The 16290-nt window shown below is 70.3% G+C and carries 14 protein-coding genes; 10 read left to right on the top strand and 4 right to left on the bottom strand.

Annotated elements, in window-relative coordinates:
- The first annotated feature begins 4 nt into the window (after positions 1-4).
- From QSK32_RS07055 to QSK32_RS07035, 5 genes are all read left to right on the top strand, one after another.
- Complete coding sequence (locus QSK32_RS07055) at positions 5-883, top strand: sulfotransferase family protein (protein ID WP_045745542.1); 879 nt, start codon at positions 5-7, stop codon at positions 881-883.
- Positions 880-2445 carry an MATE family efflux transporter gene (locus QSK32_RS07050; RefSeq protein ID WP_045745541.1) on the top strand — a complete coding sequence of 522 codons (1566 nt, stop codon included), beginning with the start codon at positions 880-882 and terminating at the stop codon, positions 2443-2445. The genes QSK32_RS07055 and QSK32_RS07050 overlap by 4 nt, the downstream gene beginning before the upstream one ends.
- Positions 2442-3176 (top strand): methyltransferase domain-containing protein, encoded by a 735-nt coding sequence (locus tag QSK32_RS07045; protein ID WP_045745540.1) that lies wholly within the window; start codon positions 2442-2444, stop codon positions 3174-3176. Before QSK32_RS07050 ends, QSK32_RS07045 begins: the two co-directional genes overlap by 4 nt.
- Positions 3169-4161 (top strand): glycosyl hydrolase, encoded by a 993-nt coding sequence (locus QSK32_RS07040; protein WP_285471472.1) that lies wholly within the window; start codon positions 3169-3171, stop codon positions 4159-4161. The genes QSK32_RS07045 and QSK32_RS07040 overlap by 8 nt, the downstream gene beginning before the upstream one ends.
- Positions 4162-4267: 106 nt before the next feature.
- Entirely contained in the window at positions 4268-4804 is a 537-nt protein-coding gene (locus QSK32_RS07035) for a DUF4262 domain-containing protein (RefSeq protein WP_063775561.1), read from the top strand.
- Positions 4805-4833: 29 nt separating this feature from the next.
- On the opposite strand, the gene QSK32_RS07030 is transcribed toward QSK32_RS07035, so the two are convergent.
- Positions 4834-5625, bottom strand: coding sequence for a WecB/TagA/CpsF family glycosyltransferase (locus QSK32_RS07030; protein ID WP_045745538.1), 792 nt, complete (start codon positions 5623-5625; stop codon positions 4834-4836).
- A gap of 64 nt (positions 5626-5689) precedes the next feature.
- On the opposite strand from QSK32_RS07030, the gene QSK32_RS07025 reads away from it, so the two are divergent.
- The 4 genes from QSK32_RS07025 to galT all read left to right on the top strand — a co-directional run bounded on the left by QSK32_RS07025 (position 5690) and on the right by galT (position 9486).
- Positions 5690-6619: a sulfotransferase gene (locus tag QSK32_RS07025; protein WP_045745537.1), complete on the top strand. Its 930-nt coding sequence runs from the start codon at positions 5690-5692 to the stop codon at positions 6617-6619.
- Positions 6616-7530: a glycosyltransferase family 2 protein gene (locus tag QSK32_RS07020; RefSeq protein WP_045745536.1), complete on the top strand. Its 915-nt coding sequence runs from the start codon at positions 6616-6618 to the stop codon at positions 7528-7530. The genes QSK32_RS07025 and QSK32_RS07020 overlap by 4 nt, the downstream gene beginning before the upstream one ends.
- Positions 7531-7621: 91 nt before the next feature.
- Complete coding sequence (locus tag QSK32_RS07015; protein WP_045745535.1) at positions 7622-8398, top strand: DeoR/GlpR family DNA-binding transcription regulator; 777 nt, start codon at positions 7622-7624, stop codon at positions 8396-8398.
- Positions 8395-9486: a galactose-1-phosphate uridylyltransferase gene (gene galT, locus QSK32_RS07010; protein WP_285471471.1), complete on the top strand. Its 1092-nt coding sequence runs from the start codon at positions 8395-8397 to the stop codon at positions 9484-9486. The genes QSK32_RS07015 and galT overlap by 4 nt, the downstream gene beginning before the upstream one ends.
- A 305-nt stretch (positions 9487-9791) precedes the next feature.
- On the opposite strand, the gene adhE is transcribed toward galT, so the two are convergent.
- The 3 genes from adhE to mdh all read right to left on the bottom strand — a co-directional run bounded on the left by adhE (position 9792) and on the right by mdh (position 15212).
- Entirely contained in the window at positions 9792-12398 is a 2607-nt protein-coding gene (adhE, locus tag QSK32_RS07005) for a bifunctional acetaldehyde-CoA/alcohol dehydrogenase (RefSeq protein WP_281179103.1), read from the bottom strand.
- A 162-nt stretch (positions 12399-12560) separates the two neighbouring features.
- The gene (locus QSK32_RS07000) at positions 12561-13778 is read right to left on the bottom strand and encodes an NADP-dependent isocitrate dehydrogenase (protein ID WP_045745532.1); all 1218 of its coding nucleotides are present in this window, start codon (positions 13776-13778) and stop codon (positions 12561-12563) included.
- A gap of 483 nt (positions 13779-14261) precedes the next feature.
- Positions 14262-15212, bottom strand: coding sequence for a malate dehydrogenase (gene mdh, locus QSK32_RS06995; RefSeq protein WP_045745531.1), 951 nt, complete (start codon positions 15210-15212; stop codon positions 14262-14264).
- Positions 15213-15391: 179 nt separating this feature from the next.
- On the opposite strand from mdh, the gene QSK32_RS06990 reads away from it, so the two are divergent.
- Positions 15392-16273 carry an endonuclease domain-containing protein gene (locus tag QSK32_RS06990; protein WP_285471470.1) on the top strand — a complete coding sequence of 294 codons (882 nt, stop codon included), beginning with the start codon at positions 15392-15394 and terminating at the stop codon, positions 16271-16273.
- Positions 16274-16290 lie beyond the last annotated feature (17 nt).

The raw sequence follows: 16290 nt of genomic DNA, 5'->3' as shown, positions 1-16290 counted from the left end.
CAAGATGCATGTACGCGACCTGCCCGCCCCGATGAAACGGGTGGTGCACCTCGGTTCCCGCTCGTACGGACGGCTCACCGCGGAGAACCGGATGCTGCCGTCGTTCCTGATCTGCGGCGGGCAACGGTGCGGCACGACCTCGTTGTACCGGGCTCTGGCGTCGCACCCGGTGGTGCTGAAGGCCGTGCTGCACAAGGGCGTGCACTTCTTCGACACGTCGTACGACCGCGGGATGGACTGGTACAGGGCGCATTTCCCGTTGCTGCGCAGCGCCGAGAAGGTGGCCGGGCGGTACGGCGTGCCCGCGCAGACCTTCGAGTCCAGCCCGTACTACATGTACCACCCGCAGGCGGCCGCCCGGATCGCCCAGGACCTGCCGTACGCGAAACTCGTCGTGCTGGTCCGTGACCCGGTCGAACGCGCCTACTCGCAGCACCATCACGAGGTGGCCCGTGCCTTCGAGCCGGAACGCGACTTCGGGGCCGCCCTGGCCCTCGAACCGGCCCGTCTGCACCGGCAGGAGGACCGGCTCGCCGCGGACCCGGACTTCTACAGCTTCGCCCACCAGCACCACGCGTACCGGGCCCGCGGCGAGTACGCCCGCTACCTGAGCGTGATGGCGCAGCACGTCGGCCGGGAACGCATCCACGTGGTGGAGAGCGAGCGGTTCTTCACCGACCCGGAGCCGGTCTACGACGAGGTGTGCGCGTTCCTCGGCCTCCCCGCCGACCTGGGCCGTCCGCCGTTCGAGCGGCACAACGCCCGGCCCCGGCAGAGCGACATGGATCCGGATCTGCGCCGCATCCTGACCGCCTACTACCGGCCGCACGACGAGGCACTGGCCGGGTGGCTGGGGCGTACCCCGATCTGGCGACGCGGATGACCACGACCGCGACCGTTCCGGGGGGTTCGGCCGACACGGCCGGCACTGCCGGTGCGGCCCGCGGCGGTCTGGCGAACATGGCCGGATCGGCGCTGGCCGGCGGCACCGGGGTCGCGGTCACCTGGATCGTCGCCCGGGTGCTGGGGCCGGCGCAGGCCGGCGCGTTCTTCGCCGCGACGGCGGCGTTCGTGCTGCTCGGTGGCCTGGCGAAGCTGGGTACCGGCACCGGTCTGGTGTACTGGCCGGCCCGGCTGCGGGCCACCGGGCGCAGTCATCTGCTCGGCGCCTGTCTGCGTACCGGGCTGACCCCGGTGCTGGTCTTCTCCCTGATGCTGGCGGCGGGGATGTGGCTGGCCGCGCCGCAGATCGCCCGGGTGACCGCGGACGACGCCCCGCACGTGATCGCCGCGCACACCGCCGGCCTGCGGGTCCTCGCCGTCTTCCTGCCGTTGCAGGCGCTCACCGACGTGCTGCTCACGGTCACCCGCGGCTATCGCCGGATGCGTCCCACCGTGCTGCTCGACCGTCTGCTGCGCAGCGGTCTGCAGCTGGCCGCGGTGAGCGTGGCCGGGGTCGCGACGCTCTGGCTGGCCGCGTCCCTCCCGGTCTTCGCGTGTGCGTGGGCCGCCCCCTACCTGCCGGTCGCGATCCTCTCCGGGTACGCCGCCCGCCGCGTCTACCTGGCCGGGCGCCCGCCCGGGGCCGGACCGGACCGGACCGAGCGCCGTGGCCTGCGGCGCGAGTTCTGGGCCTTCACCGGGCCCCGTGCCCTGGCCGCGGTGGCCCAGCTCGCCCTGCAGCGCGTCGACGTGCTGCTGGTCGCAGCGCTCGGCGGGCTGGCCCCGGCCGCGGTCTACGCGGTGGCCGGCCGGTTCGTGGTGCTGATCCAGTTCGCCAACCAGGGCCTGTCCCAGTCGGTGCAGCCGCGTCTCGCCGAGGCGTTGAGCACCGGCGACCGGGAGGCGGCGAACCGGCTCTACCGGACCGCGACCGGCTGGCTGGTCCTGGTCACCTGGCCGATCTGTCTGCTGGTGGCGGTCTGCGCCCCGTGGTATCTGCGGCTGTTCGGCCCGGAGTACGCCGCCGGCGCCCCGGTGGTGCGGGTGCTGGCCGGGGCGATGCTGGTGGCCACCGGCTGCGGCATGGTCGACATGGTGCTGGCGATGGCCGGGCGCACCTCGCTGAACCTGGGCAACGTGCTGGTCGCGCTGGCCGTCACGATCGGCCTCGACGTGCTGTTGATCCCCCGCTGGGGTGCGCTCGGCGCGGCCGCCGGGCTGGCCTGCGCGATGGTCGTGAACAACCTGCTTCCGCTGGCCCAGGTGTACCGCGCCGCCGGCCTGCACCCGTTCGGCCGCGGCACCCGGACGGCGGCGCTGCTGGCCGCCGGCTGTTGCGGTGTCCTTCCGCAGGGCGCGGTCGCGCTGCTCGGCGACGGCCCGGCCGTGCTGGTCCCGGTTCTGACCGTGGCCGTGGCCGCCTACTGCGCAGGGGTATGGCTGCTGCGCGACGAATTGGCGCTCGGCGCTTTCGCCCGGCGATCTGATGTGGAGGATGGATGACCAGCGAGTACACCGAGGTGTTCCAGGACACCGAGGCGGTCGAGAAGTACGAGACGGTGACCTACGCGCCGGACAGCTACGCGTCGCGGATCAGCACGCGGCAGCGGGACTACCTGCGTGGCCTGGTGCGCCGGGAGTTCCCGGAGAATCCGCCGGTGCAGCACGACTTCGCGTGCGGCACCGGACGGGTGATCCGCGGGCTGCACGGCCTGGTCCGGGAGGCGCACGGGTACGACACCTCGGCCGAGATGATGGAGAAGGCGTCCGAGGTGGGCGCCCGGGCGTACTGGCATCACGTGGCGTCCGACGGTCCGGTGCCGAACCCGGTGGCGGCCGGTTTCCCGGCGATCGTGACGATCTTCCGGCTGCTGCTCAACGTGGACGAGGCGGTCCGGGACCGGGCGCTGGCGTTCGCCGCGAAGGTGCTGCCGCACCACGGATCCGGGGTGCTCGTGGTGGAGAACCACGGCAACGCCGGTTCGGTGCGGCACCTGCGGGCGCGGCGGCACGACGGCGAGCGCTGGTTCGCGGAACTCTCCCACGACCAGGTGGAGCAGCTGCTGGCCCGGCACGGCTTCGAGGTCGTCGAACGTCGCGGGTTCACCATGCTCACGCCGTCGCTGCACGAAAGCCGGGCGGCGCGGCTGGCCGACGCGGCGGCACGGCGGGTGCCGGGCAGCGACGCGTACGCGGTGAACGTCCTCTACACCGCGCGGCGGGTCCATGCGTAAGCGTGCCGCCGCCGTCGCCGTGCTGCTCCTGCTGGCCGCCGGGTGCGGCCGGGACGACAAGGACGACGCCCCGCAGCCGGCCCCGGACCTGACGAGCCGGCCGCGGGCCGTCGCGATCGCCCCGGGGCCGTTCGCGGCCGGGCCGTTCGCGCCGCCCGGACGGGGCGCGTACCTGGGCGCGTGGATCAAGCCGGACGAGCTGACCCATGTCGGCCGGTTGGCCGCGGTCGGTGGTCTGGAGCAGTCGCTGGGGCGGCGGCTGAACTTCATCAACACGTACCGCCGGTTCGACCAGATGATGGGCACCGCCTCGGACAAGGAGTTCCTGTCCCAGGGCGCGTCGCTGATGATCAGCTGGGCCACCGGGGACAACCGGTCGGTCCTGGCCGGTGAGCACGACCGGCTGATCCGCAGGCAGGCCCGCGCGATCAAGAAGATCAAGCGGCCGGTGCTGCTGCGGATGCGCTGGGAGATGGACCGGCCCAACCTGCGGGCGACGATGTGGTCGGGCGCCGACTACATCGCGGCGTGGAAGTACGTGCGGGACATCTTCCGCGACGAGCGGACCGAGAACGTGTCCTGGGTGTGGTGCCCGACCGCGGAGGGTTTCGTCCGGGGGGAGGCGCCGGACTTCTACCCGGGCGACGACCAGGTCGACTGGACCTGCGTGGACGTGTACGCCGGCGCCGAGTTCCAGCCGATCGGCACGCTGATGGGGCCGTTCCTGGACTGGGCGGCACAGCGGCCGAAACCGATCGTGATCGGCGAGTTCGGGGTGGCCAAGGCGTGGGGTTCGGCGAACCGGGCGGCCTGGCTGCGCGACGCCGAACGCACCTTCAAGGCGAACCAGCAGATCAAGGCGGTCGCGTACTTCGAGTCGGATCCGGAGGGCAACGGGCCGAACCAGCAGTTCCAGCTGAGCGGCGACAAGGCGGCCTTCGGCGCGTTCCACTCCCTCGTTCGGGACCCCTATTTCAATCCCTGATCGGTCGAACGGTGGCGCCCTCGGCCACCGGCAGCGGAAAAGTGTCGTACACGTGTTCCATAGTGGGTTCGTCCGACCGACCGCACCGACTCCGGGGGTGCCACCGATGTCCTTCCGCGACGACTTCTTCCAGCGCCAGAGCGAGATCATCGAGCAGTTCGGCTGGGCGGTGGTGCACGTGCTGCCCGACCTCGACGACCCCGACGACGCGATGCCCTTCGCCTACACGGTGGGCCTGACCGAGGCCGGGCTGCCCGAGCTGACCGTTGCCGGGCTGCCGCCGGAGACCGGTCAGGCGCTGCTCAACGAGCTGGCCACCCGCCTCACCGAGGACGGCGTGCGGCTGCGCCACGGCCAGCGCGTCGGCGATCTGCTCGAGGGCCACGACGTGGTGATCGTGGCCGGGGAGCCGACCGATCTGCTGTTCCCGGGCGCCGCCGTGGCGCGTTACGGCGGGCCCCGGGTCCGGCTGCGGCAGATCGTCTGGCCCGACCCGTGGGATCACTTCCCCTGGCAGGAGGACTACGAGTCGGCCGCCTGCCCGCAGCCGACGATCGGCCGGCCGGAACGCCCGGCCGGCGCGGCCCCGCGCTGTGCCGGTTTCCGCGGCTTCCCCCGGCGGCGGGCGAGGCACGCCCGGTGACCCGGGCCGGCGGGTCGGGGCAGGACCGATCAGGGGCGGTCGGTGACCCGGGCGACGGGGGCGGTGGCGAGCAGCCGCAGGGCGTACGGCGCGTCGTGCCGCAGATAGCGTCCGGCCAGCCGGCGCGGTTCGGAGCCGAGGCGGTGCGCCCACTCCAGACCGGACCGCTGCATCCAGCGCGGCGCCCGCGAGACGTCACCGGCGACGAAGTTCACCGAGGCGCCGAGGCCGATGAACCAGGTCTCCGGCAGTTCCGGGCGGAGCCGCTCGATCACCTCCTCCTGCTTCGGGAACCCGAGGCAGACGAAGACCAGGTCCGGCTTCGCGTCGATCACCGTCGCGCGGAACCGCGCATAGGCGTCCTCGTCGCGCTCGAACCCGTACTCCGGGCTGGTCGCCCCGGCGATCCGCAGACCGGGAGACGCGGCCGCCAGACGTGCGGCCGCCCTGGTCGCGCCGTCCGGTCCGGGTTTCTCCGGGGTGCCGCCGACGATGAAGATCGACCGGCCGTCGCGGCCGAGGCCCGCGGAGAGGGACCAGATCAGGTCGCTGCCGGCCACCCGTCCGGGCAGCGGTGAGCCGCCGAGCCGGCTGGCCCAGACCAGCGGCATGCCGTCGGCGACGATGAGGTCGGCGTCGTCGAGGTGCCGGCGGATCCGGGGGTCGGCCGCCGCACGGCGCAGGATGTCGACGTTCGGGGTGATGATCCGCCCGCCCCGCCGGTGGGCGAGGGCGTCCCGGACCACGGCCACGACCTCCTCCTCGGTGATCCGGTCGATGCCCGTACCGTCCAGCCGAACACGGTCGAAAGCCTCGATCATTATCTAACGCCTCCTTTTGCGCTCTTCGCTCGTTACCAGAGCGAAACGAGCGAAGGTGAGCAAAGTGGCACGGGTGCTTTTTTTGGGCGGATTGGGGCGAAGCGGGACAACGCTCGTCGAACGTCTGCTCGGAGAGCTCCCCGGGATGTGCGCCCTGGGCGAGGTCGTCCACCTCTGGCAGCGCGACATCCGCGACGACGAGCGGTGCGGCTGCGGCGAACGGTTCTCCGGCTGCGACTTCTGGCGCAAGATCGGCGAGCGGGCCTTCGGCGGCTGGGACAAGGTCGACGTCGACCGGGTGCACGCCCTGCGCGACGCGGTGGAACGCACCCGGCACATCCCGCGCCTGGCCACCACCACCGCGCCCGGCTCCGCGGTCACCGAGTACGCCTCCTACTACGCCCGGGTCTACGCCGCCGCCGCCGAGGTCTCCGGCGCACCGGTGGTGATCGACTCGTCGAAGCACTCGGCCCTGGCCCACGTGCTGCGCTGGGCACCCGACATCGACCTGCGGGTGGTGCACATGGTGCGCGACGCCCGCGGGGTCGCGTACTCGTGGACCAAGCGGGTGGCCCGGCCGGAGACCGACGGCGCGGGCGAGATGACCCGCTACTCCCCCGGCCGCTCGGCGCTGCTCTGGAACGCGCACAACGCCGCCTTCGGGCTGCTCGCGCGGCGGGGCGTGCCGGTGCGCCGGATCCGCTACGAGGAGTTCCTCGCCTCCCCCCGGGCCGGGCTGATCCGGCTCGCCGACTTCGCCGGCCTCACCCTGCACACGGCTGACCTGGACTTCCTCCGGGCCGGGCACGCCGATCTGCGGGCCGGGCACAGTGCGGCCGGCAACCCGATGCGCTTCACCGTCGGACGGCTGGCACTGCGCCGCGACGACGCCTGGGTCCACGCGCTGCCGAGGTCGCAGCGGCGGCTGGTCGGCGCGGTCTGTAGTCCGCTGCTGCACGCGTACGGCTACCCCCTCAACCCGGAGGCACGATGAACTGGCCGTCCGTCGGGATCGTCATCCCGACCCGGAACCGTCCCGAGCTGGTCCGCCGGGCCATCGCCGCGGTCCGCGAGCAGCGCTATCCGGGTGAGATGAAGGTCGTCGTGGTGTACGACCAGACCGAGCCGGACTACCTGCTGGCCTCCACCGACGGCGTGCCGGTGCTGGTGCTGACCAACTGGCGCGCGTCCGGCCTGGCCGGGGCCCGCAACTCCGGGGTGCTGGCACTCGGCACCGAGCTGGTGGCGTTCTGCGACGACGACGACCGCTGGCTGCCGGACAAGCTGCGCCGCCAGGTCGCCGCCCTGCTGGCCGAGCCGGACGCCGAGTTCGCCACCTGCGCGATCGAGGTGGAGTACGAGGGGCACACCACGCCCCGGCTGGCCGGCGCGAACCGGGTCACCGTGGATCATCTGGCCCGGTCCCGGATGGCCATGCTGCACTCGTCGTCGTTCCTGATCCGGCGGGAGGCGCTGGCCGAGGACGCGATGGGGCTGGTCGCCGAGGACGCGCCGGGCAGCCAGAACGAGGACTGGGATCTGCTGCTGCGGGCGGCGCGCCGGGCGCCGATCGTGCACCTGGACGAACCGCTGGTCCAGGTGCTGTGGGGGCGCACCTCGCATTACGCGTACGAGTACGCCACCAAGATCTCCTCGTTGCGGTGGATGATGCAACGGCACCCGGAGATCAGCGGCTGCCGTCCCGGCGCGGCCCGGGTGTACGGGCAGCTGGCGTGCTGGTCGGCGGCGACCGGCAACCGCAGTCAGGCCTGGCGGTACAGCAAGGAGGCGGTGCGGGCCAACTGGAAGGAGCCGCGGACCGCGATCGCCCTGGCCGCGATCACCGGTGCGGTGAAGGTGGAGAACGTGCTCTCCGCCCTGCACAAGCGGGGCCGGGGTATCTGAACTCACCCTTCCGAACACGCCTCCCGAGGAGGTAGTGTTCGAGTGTGTTCGAATTAGTGCGGTTCCCCCCAACGAATGTGGTGGAACCCTGATGCTCGCTCAGCAGCGTCAGGCATCGATCCTCGACCGGGTCCGCGCCACCGGCGGCGTCCGCGTCAGCGAGCTCGCCACCGAGTACGGCGTCTCCGACATGACGATCCGCCGCGACCTGGAGGCCCTGGCCGACCGGGGCCTGCTGGCCAAGGTGCACGGCGGCGCGACCACCGTCAACCCCGGTTCCGCGCACGAGCCCGGCTTCGCCGCCAAGTCGGTGCGCCAGCGCGACGAGAAGACGGCGATCGCCATGCGCGCCGCCTCGTTCGTCTCGCCCGGCGACGCCATCGCGCTCTCCGCCGGCACCACCACCGCCGAGCTGGCCCAACGTCTCGTCGACGTCCCCTCACTGACCGTGGTGACCAACTCGATCCCGGTCGCCGACGTCTTCTACCGGGCCGGCCGCCCGGACCAGACCGTGGTGCTCACCGGCGGCACGCGGACACCGTCGGACGCGCTCGTCGGACCGGTGGCGGTGGCCGCAATCGGCACCCTCCACCTGGACGTGCTGTTCCTGGGCGTGCACGGCATGAGCGAGCGCGCCGGATACACCACGCCCAACCTGATGGAGGCGGACGTCAACCGCGCCCTGGTGGAAGCCGCCGAGCGTCTCGTCGTGCTGGCCGACCACACCAAATGGGGCACGGTCGGCATCTCCTCGATCGTCTCCCTCGACCGTGCCGACGTCCTGATCACCGATACCGGCGTGGACGACGACGCTCGCGCTCTACTCTCGGAAACTGTTCCCGAACTCGTGGTGGTGAACCCCCAGTGACCCCGACCCGCTCGGCCGTACGTCTCTCGGACGGCCGAGAACTGATCTATTTCGACGAGACGCCGGACAGCGGCCGGGCCTCGTTCGCGGACACCCGCCAACTGCCCCCACCGCCGCCCGCCTCGCAGCTGCGGTACGACCCGCTGGTCGACGAGTGGGTCGCGATCGCCGCGCACCGCAACACCCGGACCTTCCTGCCGCCGTCGGACGCCTGCCCGCTCTGCCCGACGACCGAGCGGTTCGCCAGTGAGATCCCGGCACCGAGCTACGACGTGGCGGTCTTCGAGAACCAGTTCCCGTCGTTCAGCGACCGGATCGTGGCGAACGAGCTGACCCAGGTGACCGAGCTGGTGCCGGTCCGCCCGGGTCAGGGGCGCTGCGAGGTGGTCTGCTTCACCAGCGACCACAACGCCGCGTTCGGTTCGCTGCCGCCGTCGCGCGTCCGCACCGTGATCGACGCCCTCGCCGACCGGACCGCGGAGATCTCCACGATGCCCGGCGTCGCGCAGGTCTTCCCGTTCGAGAACCGTGGCGTCGAGATCGGCGTGACGCTGCACCACCCGCACGGCCAGATCTACGCCTACCCGACGGTCACCCCGAAGACGGCCGCCATGCTGCGGGCCGCGCGGGCACACGCGGAGAAGACCGGCGGGCGCAACCTGTACGCCGACGTCCTCGCCGCCGAGCAGGCCGCCAAGGTCCGGGTGGTCGCTTCCAACGAACACTGGACGGCATACGTGCCGGCCGCCGCCCGCTGGCCGTTCGAGGTGCACCTGGCCCCGCACCGTCAGGTGCCGGACCTGCCCGCGCTGACCGACGCCGAGCGGGACGCGTTCGGCCCGCTCTACCTCGACCTGCTGCACCGCTTCGACGGGCTGTTCGGCAAGCCGATGCCGTACATCTCGGCGTGGCACCAGGCCGTGGTCGGCGAGGGCCGCGAGCTGGGTTACCTGCACCTGCAGCTGTTCAGCATCCGCCGCGCGGCGGACAAGCTGAAGTTCCTGGCCGGGTCGGAGTCGGCGATGGGCGCGTTCGTCAACGACATCGTCCCGGAGAACGCCGCCCAGCTGCTGCGTGACGCCGTCTGAACCCCCAAACGGTGTGTTGACTTCAGGCGTCCTACGCGCCCGAAGTCAACACACCCCACTACCCGTGTCGAATTCGGGCGGCGTGGACACCCAAACTCAACACACCCCACTGCCTGTGTTGAATTCGGGCGGCGTGAGCGCCCAAACTCAACACACCCCACTACCCGTGTCGAATTCGGGCGGCGTGAGCGCCCAAACTCAACACACCCCACTACCCGTGTCGAATTCGGGCGGCGTAGGCGCCCAAACTCAACACACCGCGGTGGGTGTGTTGAATTCGGGCGCCTGAAGTCAACGCGGTGGGGTCAGCCGCCGAAGTAGGCGTTCTTCATGATCCGCTCGAGGTCGGCCAGCATCGGCATCCGCGGGTTGGCCGGCGCGCACTGGTCGAGGTAGGCGTTCATCGCCTGCTGCGGCAGCGCGTCCAGGAACTCCCGCTCCTCCACGCCGGCGCCCTTGAACGACGACGGGATCCCGACCGCGTCCCGCAGGCGCTCGACCGCCTGGGCGTACGACTCGACGCCCTGCTCCGGGGTCTCGGCGGGCAGCCCCAAGTGCCGGGCGATGTCCTGGAAACGTTCCGGGGCCACGTACCGCTCGTACTTGGGCCAGCTGTTCAGCTTCGCCGGGACGGTGCCGTTGTGCCGGATCACGTGCGGCAGCAGGATCGCGTTGGTCCGGCCGTGCGCCACGTGGAAGGTCGCGCCGAGGGTGTGCGCCATGGCGTGCACGATGCCGAGGAACGCGTTGCCGAACGACATGCCGGCGATCGTCCCGGCGTTGTGCATCTTCTCCCGGGCCAGCGGGTCGGCGCCGCCCTGCTTCACCGCCCGTTCCAGATTGCTGAAGATCAGCTTGATGGCGTGCAGCGCCAGCCCGTCGGTGAAGTCGCTGGCGTACACCGACACGTACGCCTCGGTGGCGTGGGTCAGCGCGTCGAAGCCGCTGTCCGCGGTGACCACGGCCGGCAGGTCCTTGGTCAGATGCGGGTCGATGATCGCCACGCTCGGGGTGAGCGCGTAGTCGGCGAGCGGGTACTTCTGACCGGTCGCGGTGTCGGTGATGACCGCGAACGGGGTGACCTCCGCACCCGTACCCGAGGTGGTGGGCACGCAGGCCAGCTTCGCCAGGTTGCCCAGCGTCGGGAACTTGAAGGCCCGCTTGCGGACGTCGAAGAACTTCTCCCGCATGTCCGCGAAGTCGACGTCCGGGTGCTCGTAGAGCAGCCACATCACCTTCGCCGCGTCCATCGGCGAGCCACCGCCGAGCGCGATGATGGTGTCCGGACGGAACGAGCGCATCAGCGCCGCGCCGTTCTGCACGGTGTCGATGCTGGGTTCCGGCTCGACGTTGTCGATGACCTGGATCGTCACCGGGTCGGGACGCTCGCGCAGCACGGTGCTGATCCGGTCCACGTACCCGAGCTTGGTCATGGTGTGGTCGGTGACGATGGTGACCCGGGAGACGCCCGGCATGTCACGGAAGTATCGGATGGCGTGCGGCTCGAAGTACATCTTCGCCGGCACCTTGAACCACTGCATGTTGTTCGTCCTACGGCCGATGCGCTTGATGTTGAGCAGGTTCAGGGCGGACACGTTGTCGGAGACCGAGGTGTGCCCGTAACTGCCGCAGCCGAGGGTCAGCGACGGCCGGAATCCGTTGTAGATGTCGCCGATGCCGCCCTGCGACGCCGGCGCGTTCCAGATGATCCGGACGGCCTTCATCCGCATGCCGAACCGCTCCGAGAACGCCGCGTCCTTCGCGTGCACGACGGCACTGTGGCCGAGGCCGTGGAACTCGACCATCTGCTCGGCGTACAGGATGCCCTGGTCCTCGTCCTTGGCCTTCAGAACGGCCAGAACCGGGCAGAGCTTCTCCCGGGACAGCGGCTCGGCCGGCCCGACCTCGGCGATCTCGGCCAGCAGGATCGAGGTGTCCGCGGGGACACTGAACCCGGCCTGCTCGGCGATCCACACCGGCGACTGGCCGACCACCGTGGCGTTGAGCTTCTCGCCGACGCAGTCCTTGCCGTCGCCGTCCGGCGGGAAGATGAAGTCCTGCAGGAGCTTCTTCTCCTTGGCCGACACGACGTAGCCGTGCAGCCGCTTGAACTCCTTCAGCGCCTGCGCGGCGATCTTCGTGTCCAGGATGACGGCCTGCTCGGACGCGCAGATCATGCCGTTGTCGAAGGTCTTGGAGAGCACGATGTCGTGCGCGGCGCGGACCACGTCCGCGGAGGGGTGGACGTAGGCCGGGACGTTGCCGGCCCCGACGCCCAGCGCCGGCTTCCCCGTCGAGTACGCGGCGCGCACCATCGCGTTGCCGCCGGTGGCCAGGATCGTCGCCACCCCGGCATGGTTCATCAGTTCACCGGTCGCCGCCAGTGACGGCGTTTCGACCCACTGCACGCAGTTCTCCGGCGCACCGGCCGCGATCGCCGCGTCCCGTACCACCGCGGCCGCCTCGGCACTGCACCGCTGCGCGCTGGGGTGGAAGGCGAAGATGATCGGGTTGCGGGTCTTCAACGCCAGCAGCGCCTTGAAGATCGTGGTCGAGGTCGGATTGGTGACCGGGGTGACCGCGCAGACCACTCCGACCGGATCGGCGATCTCGGTGATCCCGTCGACGTCGTCGCGGTAGATCACGCCGACCGTCTTCATCCCCGCCATGCTGTTCGTGACGTGCTCACAGGCGAAGATGTTCTTGACGGCCTTGTCCTCGAAGACACCGCGGCCGGTCTCCTCGACCGCCAGCCGGGCAAGGTGCCCGTGCTTGTTCAGCGCCGCCACCGAGGCCTTGCCGACGATGTGGTCGATCTGTTCCTGGGTGTACTCCGCGTAATCAGCGAGCGCCTTCGTCGCGTTCACCACCAGGGTGTCGATCGACACCTGCTCCTTCTCCGCCACTGCCACTGCCACTCCTCGGTAGGGCTTCGCGGGTTCTCCCGCTCAATCCCCATCCTTCGCGGCCTAGCAGTTCGCGCACGCTGCGTAAAGGCACTATCTCAACTGACGTAGGTCCCGTTCACGACAAAAGGCCCACCGGTTCCCCGGCGGGCCTTTATCGATGTGAGATCAGGCGGCGAGCTTACGCGCCAGGTTCTCGTCGAGCGCGTTCATGAACTCGTCGGTCGTCAGCCACGGCGCGTCCTTGGAGATCAGCAACGCGAGGTCCTTCGTCATCTGACCGCCCTCGACGGTCTCGATGCAGACCTGCTCCAGCGTCTCGGCGAACTTGGTGACCTCGGGGGTCCCGTCCAGCTTGCCGCGGTGCTTGAGGCCACCGGTCCAGGCGAAGATCGACGCGATCGGGTTCGTCGACGTCTTCTCGCCCTTCTGCCACTGCCGGTAGTGCCGGGTGACGGTACCGTGCGCGGCCTCGGCCTCGACACTCTGGCCGTCCGGGGTCATCAGCACACTGGTCATCAGGCCGAGCGAGCCGAAGCCCTGCGCGACGGTGTCGGACTGCACGTCACCGTCGTAGTTCTTGCAGGCCCAGACGTAGCCGCCCTCCCACTTCATCGCGGCGGCGACCATGTCGTCGATCAGCCGGTGCTCGTAGATGAGGCCGGCCTCCTTGAACGCCTCGGCGAACTCGGCCTCGAAGACCTCCGCGAACAGGTCCTTGAAGCGGCCGTCGTAGGCCTTCAGGATGGTGTTCTTGGTGGAGAGGTAGACCGGGTAGTTGCGGGCCAGGCCGTACCGGAACGAGGCGCGCGCGAAGTCGCGGATCGACTCGTCGTAGTTGTACATCGCCATGCCGACGCCGCCGGCCGGGAAGTCCGAGACCAGGAACTCCATCGGCTCGGAACCGTCGGCCGGGGTGAACGTGACGGTCATCTTGCCGGCGCTGGGCGCGACGAAGTCGGTCGCCTTGTACTGGTCGCCGTGGGCGTGCCGGCCGATGATGATCGGCTTGGTCCAGCTCGGCACCAGACGCGGCACGTTGCTCATGATGATCGGCTCGCGGAACACGACGCCGCCGAGGATGTTGCGGATCGTGCCGTTCGGCGAACGCCACATCTTCTTCAGGCCGAACTCCTCGACCCGGGCCTCGTCCGGCGTGATGGTGGCGCACTTGACGCCGACGCCGTGGCGCTTGATCGCGTTGGCCGCGTCGATCGTCACCTGGTCGTCGGTCTCGTCCCGGTACTGGATCGAGAGGTCGTAGTACTCCAGCTCGACGTCGAGGTAGGGCAGGATCAGCTGCTCACGGATCTGCTTCCAGATGATCCGGGTCATCTCGTCGCCGTCGATCTCGACGACCGGGTTCTTGACCTTGATTTTCGCCATCCGCCGGCGCTCCTCTCCCGAAACACTCGCTGTAGCAGTACGAGCGTACTGCCCGTCCGTTGAAGATCGCCGACCGACCCCGGCCAGGCGCCACCCTCCACCTTCGCAGGGTTGCCCGTACCGGCGGGCCGATAAGCTTCAGAAGGCGGTCGCCACCCTGGTCAGCGCCGCCGGGAGTGCCGCGACCAAGCGATAGCGGCATCGAGATGTGTCACTATCGATCAGTCGTCGCCCGCTCCTTGGCGGCACCGCCTCGGTGGCCGCCCCCTTGCCGGGCCGCCACTCATCGGCGCCGGCGACACCGTCCAGCCGCGTCGACGGCCCGGTCCACGCGATCGACGACCATGAGGACTCACACCCGCCACTCCGTGGGTAGGTCCGGAGCATGGGTGGCTGCGGTTGAGTGAGGAGTGGGCGTACAGGACGAGGAAGGCCGGGGCTCACGTGCCCCGGCCTCTCCCGATCAGATCTCGCGCGACCTCGTCAGAGGTTCGCCACGTCGGCCTGCTTGGCGCGAACCGCCTCCGCAGCCGCCTTCAGACCCGCGACCTCGCTGTCGGTGAGCTTGTCCTCGACGACCTTGCGGATGCCCTGCGCGCCCAGCTCGGCCTCGACGCCCAGGTAGACGCCGGAGATGCCGTACTCGCCGTCGACCCAGGCACAGACCGGCAGGACCACACCGGAGTCCTCGGCCACGGCCTTCGCCATCCGTGCCGCCGCAGCGGACGGGGCGTAGTACGCCGAACCGGTCTTGAGCAGCGCGACCACCTCGGCGCCGCCGTTCCGGGTCCGGACGACCAGCTCCTCGATCTTGTCAGCCGGGAGCAGCTCGGACAGCGGCTTGCCGTCCACCGTGCAGCGCGACGGGACCGGGACCATGGTGTCGCCGTGCGAACCGAGCGTGAGCGCCTTGACGCTCGCGACCGGAACGCCGAGCTCCTCGGCGATGAAGTTCGTGAAACGCGCGGTGTCGAGCACACCGGCCTGGCCGAACACCTGGTTCTTGGGGAACTGGGTGGCGAGCTGGGCCAGCGCGGTCATCTCGTCGACCGGGTTCGACACGACGATCACGACGGCGTTCGGCGCGTACTTCTTGATGTTCTCCGCGACCTGGCGGACGATCTTGGCGTTGACCTCGAGCAGGTCCATCCGGCTCATGCCCGGCTTACGCGGCAGGCCGGCGGTCACGACGACGACGTCGGAACCCTCGATCGCCTCGTAGCCCTCGCCGTTCGGCCCGGTGCTGGCACCGACGACCTTGGACTCGAAGCCCTCGATCGCCCGGGACTGGTTGAGGTCGAGCGCGATACCGGCCGGCTTGCCGTCGATGATGTCGGTGAGCACAACGGTCTCGAAGATGTCGTACTCGGCGAGACGCTGCGCGGTCGTGGACCCGTAGAAACCGGCGCCTACGACGGTTACCTTCTTGCCCATAGCTTCTCTTCTCCCAGTCTCCTGGCGATATTTTCGCGACCGTATCAGCCGGTTAACAGAGCATTACCGACCGGTCGGCTGAACGGGACCTAAGCCACTGACTCAGGACCAACTTCCCCTCGTCAGAGCGTTATCCACAGGTCCGTCCACAGGCCTGGCCGCCCGGGGATGCTGTTCCGATGCCGAGCCCGCCGCCACCCGGAGCCGTATTCCGCGGATCCGCGGCCATCGACGCCGGACTGCTCACGCCGGCCACACTACGCGGGCCGGCGTGGCGTCGCCTGTTCCGCGGCGTCTACACCCACCGAGAGACCGAGATGGATCACCGGCTCTGGTGCGAGGCAGCCCTGCAGCGGCTGCCCGGCCCGGCCGCGATCGGCGGCGCCAGTGCTGCGTCCCTGTGGGGTGTCGCGGCGCGGGACGCGGATGCTCCGGTGACCGTGGTGCTCCCGCGGGAGATCACCCCGCCACGGATACCGCGGATCGAGGTTCATTCCACGGCGCTCTGGCCGGGTGACGTCATGGCGATCGGCGGGCTGCCCCTCACCACCGCGGAACGGACCGCCTTCGACATCGGCCGACGATGGCCCCGCGAGGAGGCCCTGATCGTGTGGGACGCGCTTCTCCGCCGCCGGGCGCTCGATCGCGATCTGGTCCGCGACATGCTCCGGAGTCGTCACGGCTGGCACGGGACCGACCGGCTGCCCGATCTGCTCCGGCTCGCCGACGGGCGGTCGGAGTCCCCGATGGAGACACGACTGCGCCTTTTGATCAGCGACGCCGGGCTTCCGCAACCCACCCCGCAATTCGTGGTACGGCATGGCCGCGACTTCGTCGCCCGGGTCGACCTGGCCTGGCCGCACCTGCGGCTGGCCCTGGAGTACGACGGAGACCAGCACCGGGAGCGGGCCCGGTTCCGTCGTGACGCCACGCGGCTGAACGCGCTGCACCTCGCCGGGTGGCGTGTGCTGCGGTTCACCGCTCCCGATGTCCTGCGCAACCCGGCCCGCACCGTCACGGTGATCGCCGCCGCCCTGGCCGCAGCCGGCCGCACGGGGTAGTCGATCACCCAGCCCCG

Origin of the sequence: Actinoplanes sp. NBRC 101535, assembly GCF_030269225.1 — a bacterium.
GTDB classification, from domain to species: domain Bacteria; phylum Actinomycetota; class Actinomycetes; order Mycobacteriales; family Micromonosporaceae; genus Actinoplanes; species Actinoplanes rectilineatus.
Note: the sequence above shows the minus strand (reverse complement) of the source record. Positions and strands in the feature narration are given on the sequence as shown.

What these genes read in the sequence shown, in the direction of transcription:
- QSK32_RS07045 (WP_045745540.1), top strand. Translation starts at nt 2,442, where the DNA reads ATGACCAGCGAGTACACCGAGGTGTTCCAGGACACCGAGGCGGTCGAG.
- QSK32_RS07015 (WP_045745535.1), top strand. Translation starts at nt 7,622, where the DNA reads ATGCTCGCTCAGCAGCGTCAGGCATCGATCCTCGACCGGGTCCGCGCC.
- QSK32_RS07000 (WP_045745532.1), bottom strand. Translation starts at nt 13,778, where the DNA reads ATGGCGAAAATCAAGGTCAAGAACCCGGTCGTCGAGATCGACGGCGAC.
- QSK32_RS07055 (WP_045745542.1), top strand. Translation starts at nt 5, where the DNA reads ATGCATGTACGCGACCTGCCCGCCCCGATGAAACGGGTGGTGCACCTC.
- mdh (WP_045745531.1), bottom strand. Translation starts at nt 15,212, where the DNA reads ATGGGCAAGAAGGTAACCGTCGTAGGCGCCGGTTTCTACGGGTCCACG.
- QSK32_RS06990 (WP_285471470.1), top strand. Translation starts at nt 15,392, where the DNA reads ATGCCGAGCCCGCCGCCACCCGGAGCCGTATTCCGCGGATCCGCGGCC.
- QSK32_RS07040 (WP_285471472.1), top strand. Translation starts at nt 3,169, where the DNA reads ATGCGTAAGCGTGCCGCCGCCGTCGCCGTGCTGCTCCTGCTGGCCGCC.
- QSK32_RS07020 (WP_045745536.1), top strand. Translation starts at nt 6,616, where the DNA reads ATGAACTGGCCGTCCGTCGGGATCGTCATCCCGACCCGGAACCGTCCC.
- QSK32_RS07030 (WP_045745538.1), bottom strand. Translation starts at nt 5,625, where the DNA reads ATGATCGAGGCTTTCGACCGTGTTCGGCTGGACGGTACGGGCATCGAC.
- QSK32_RS07035 (WP_063775561.1), top strand. Translation starts at nt 4,268, where the DNA reads ATGTCCTTCCGCGACGACTTCTTCCAGCGCCAGAGCGAGATCATCGAG.
- QSK32_RS07050 (WP_045745541.1), top strand. Translation starts at nt 880, where the DNA reads ATGACCACGACCGCGACCGTTCCGGGGGGTTCGGCCGACACGGCCGGC.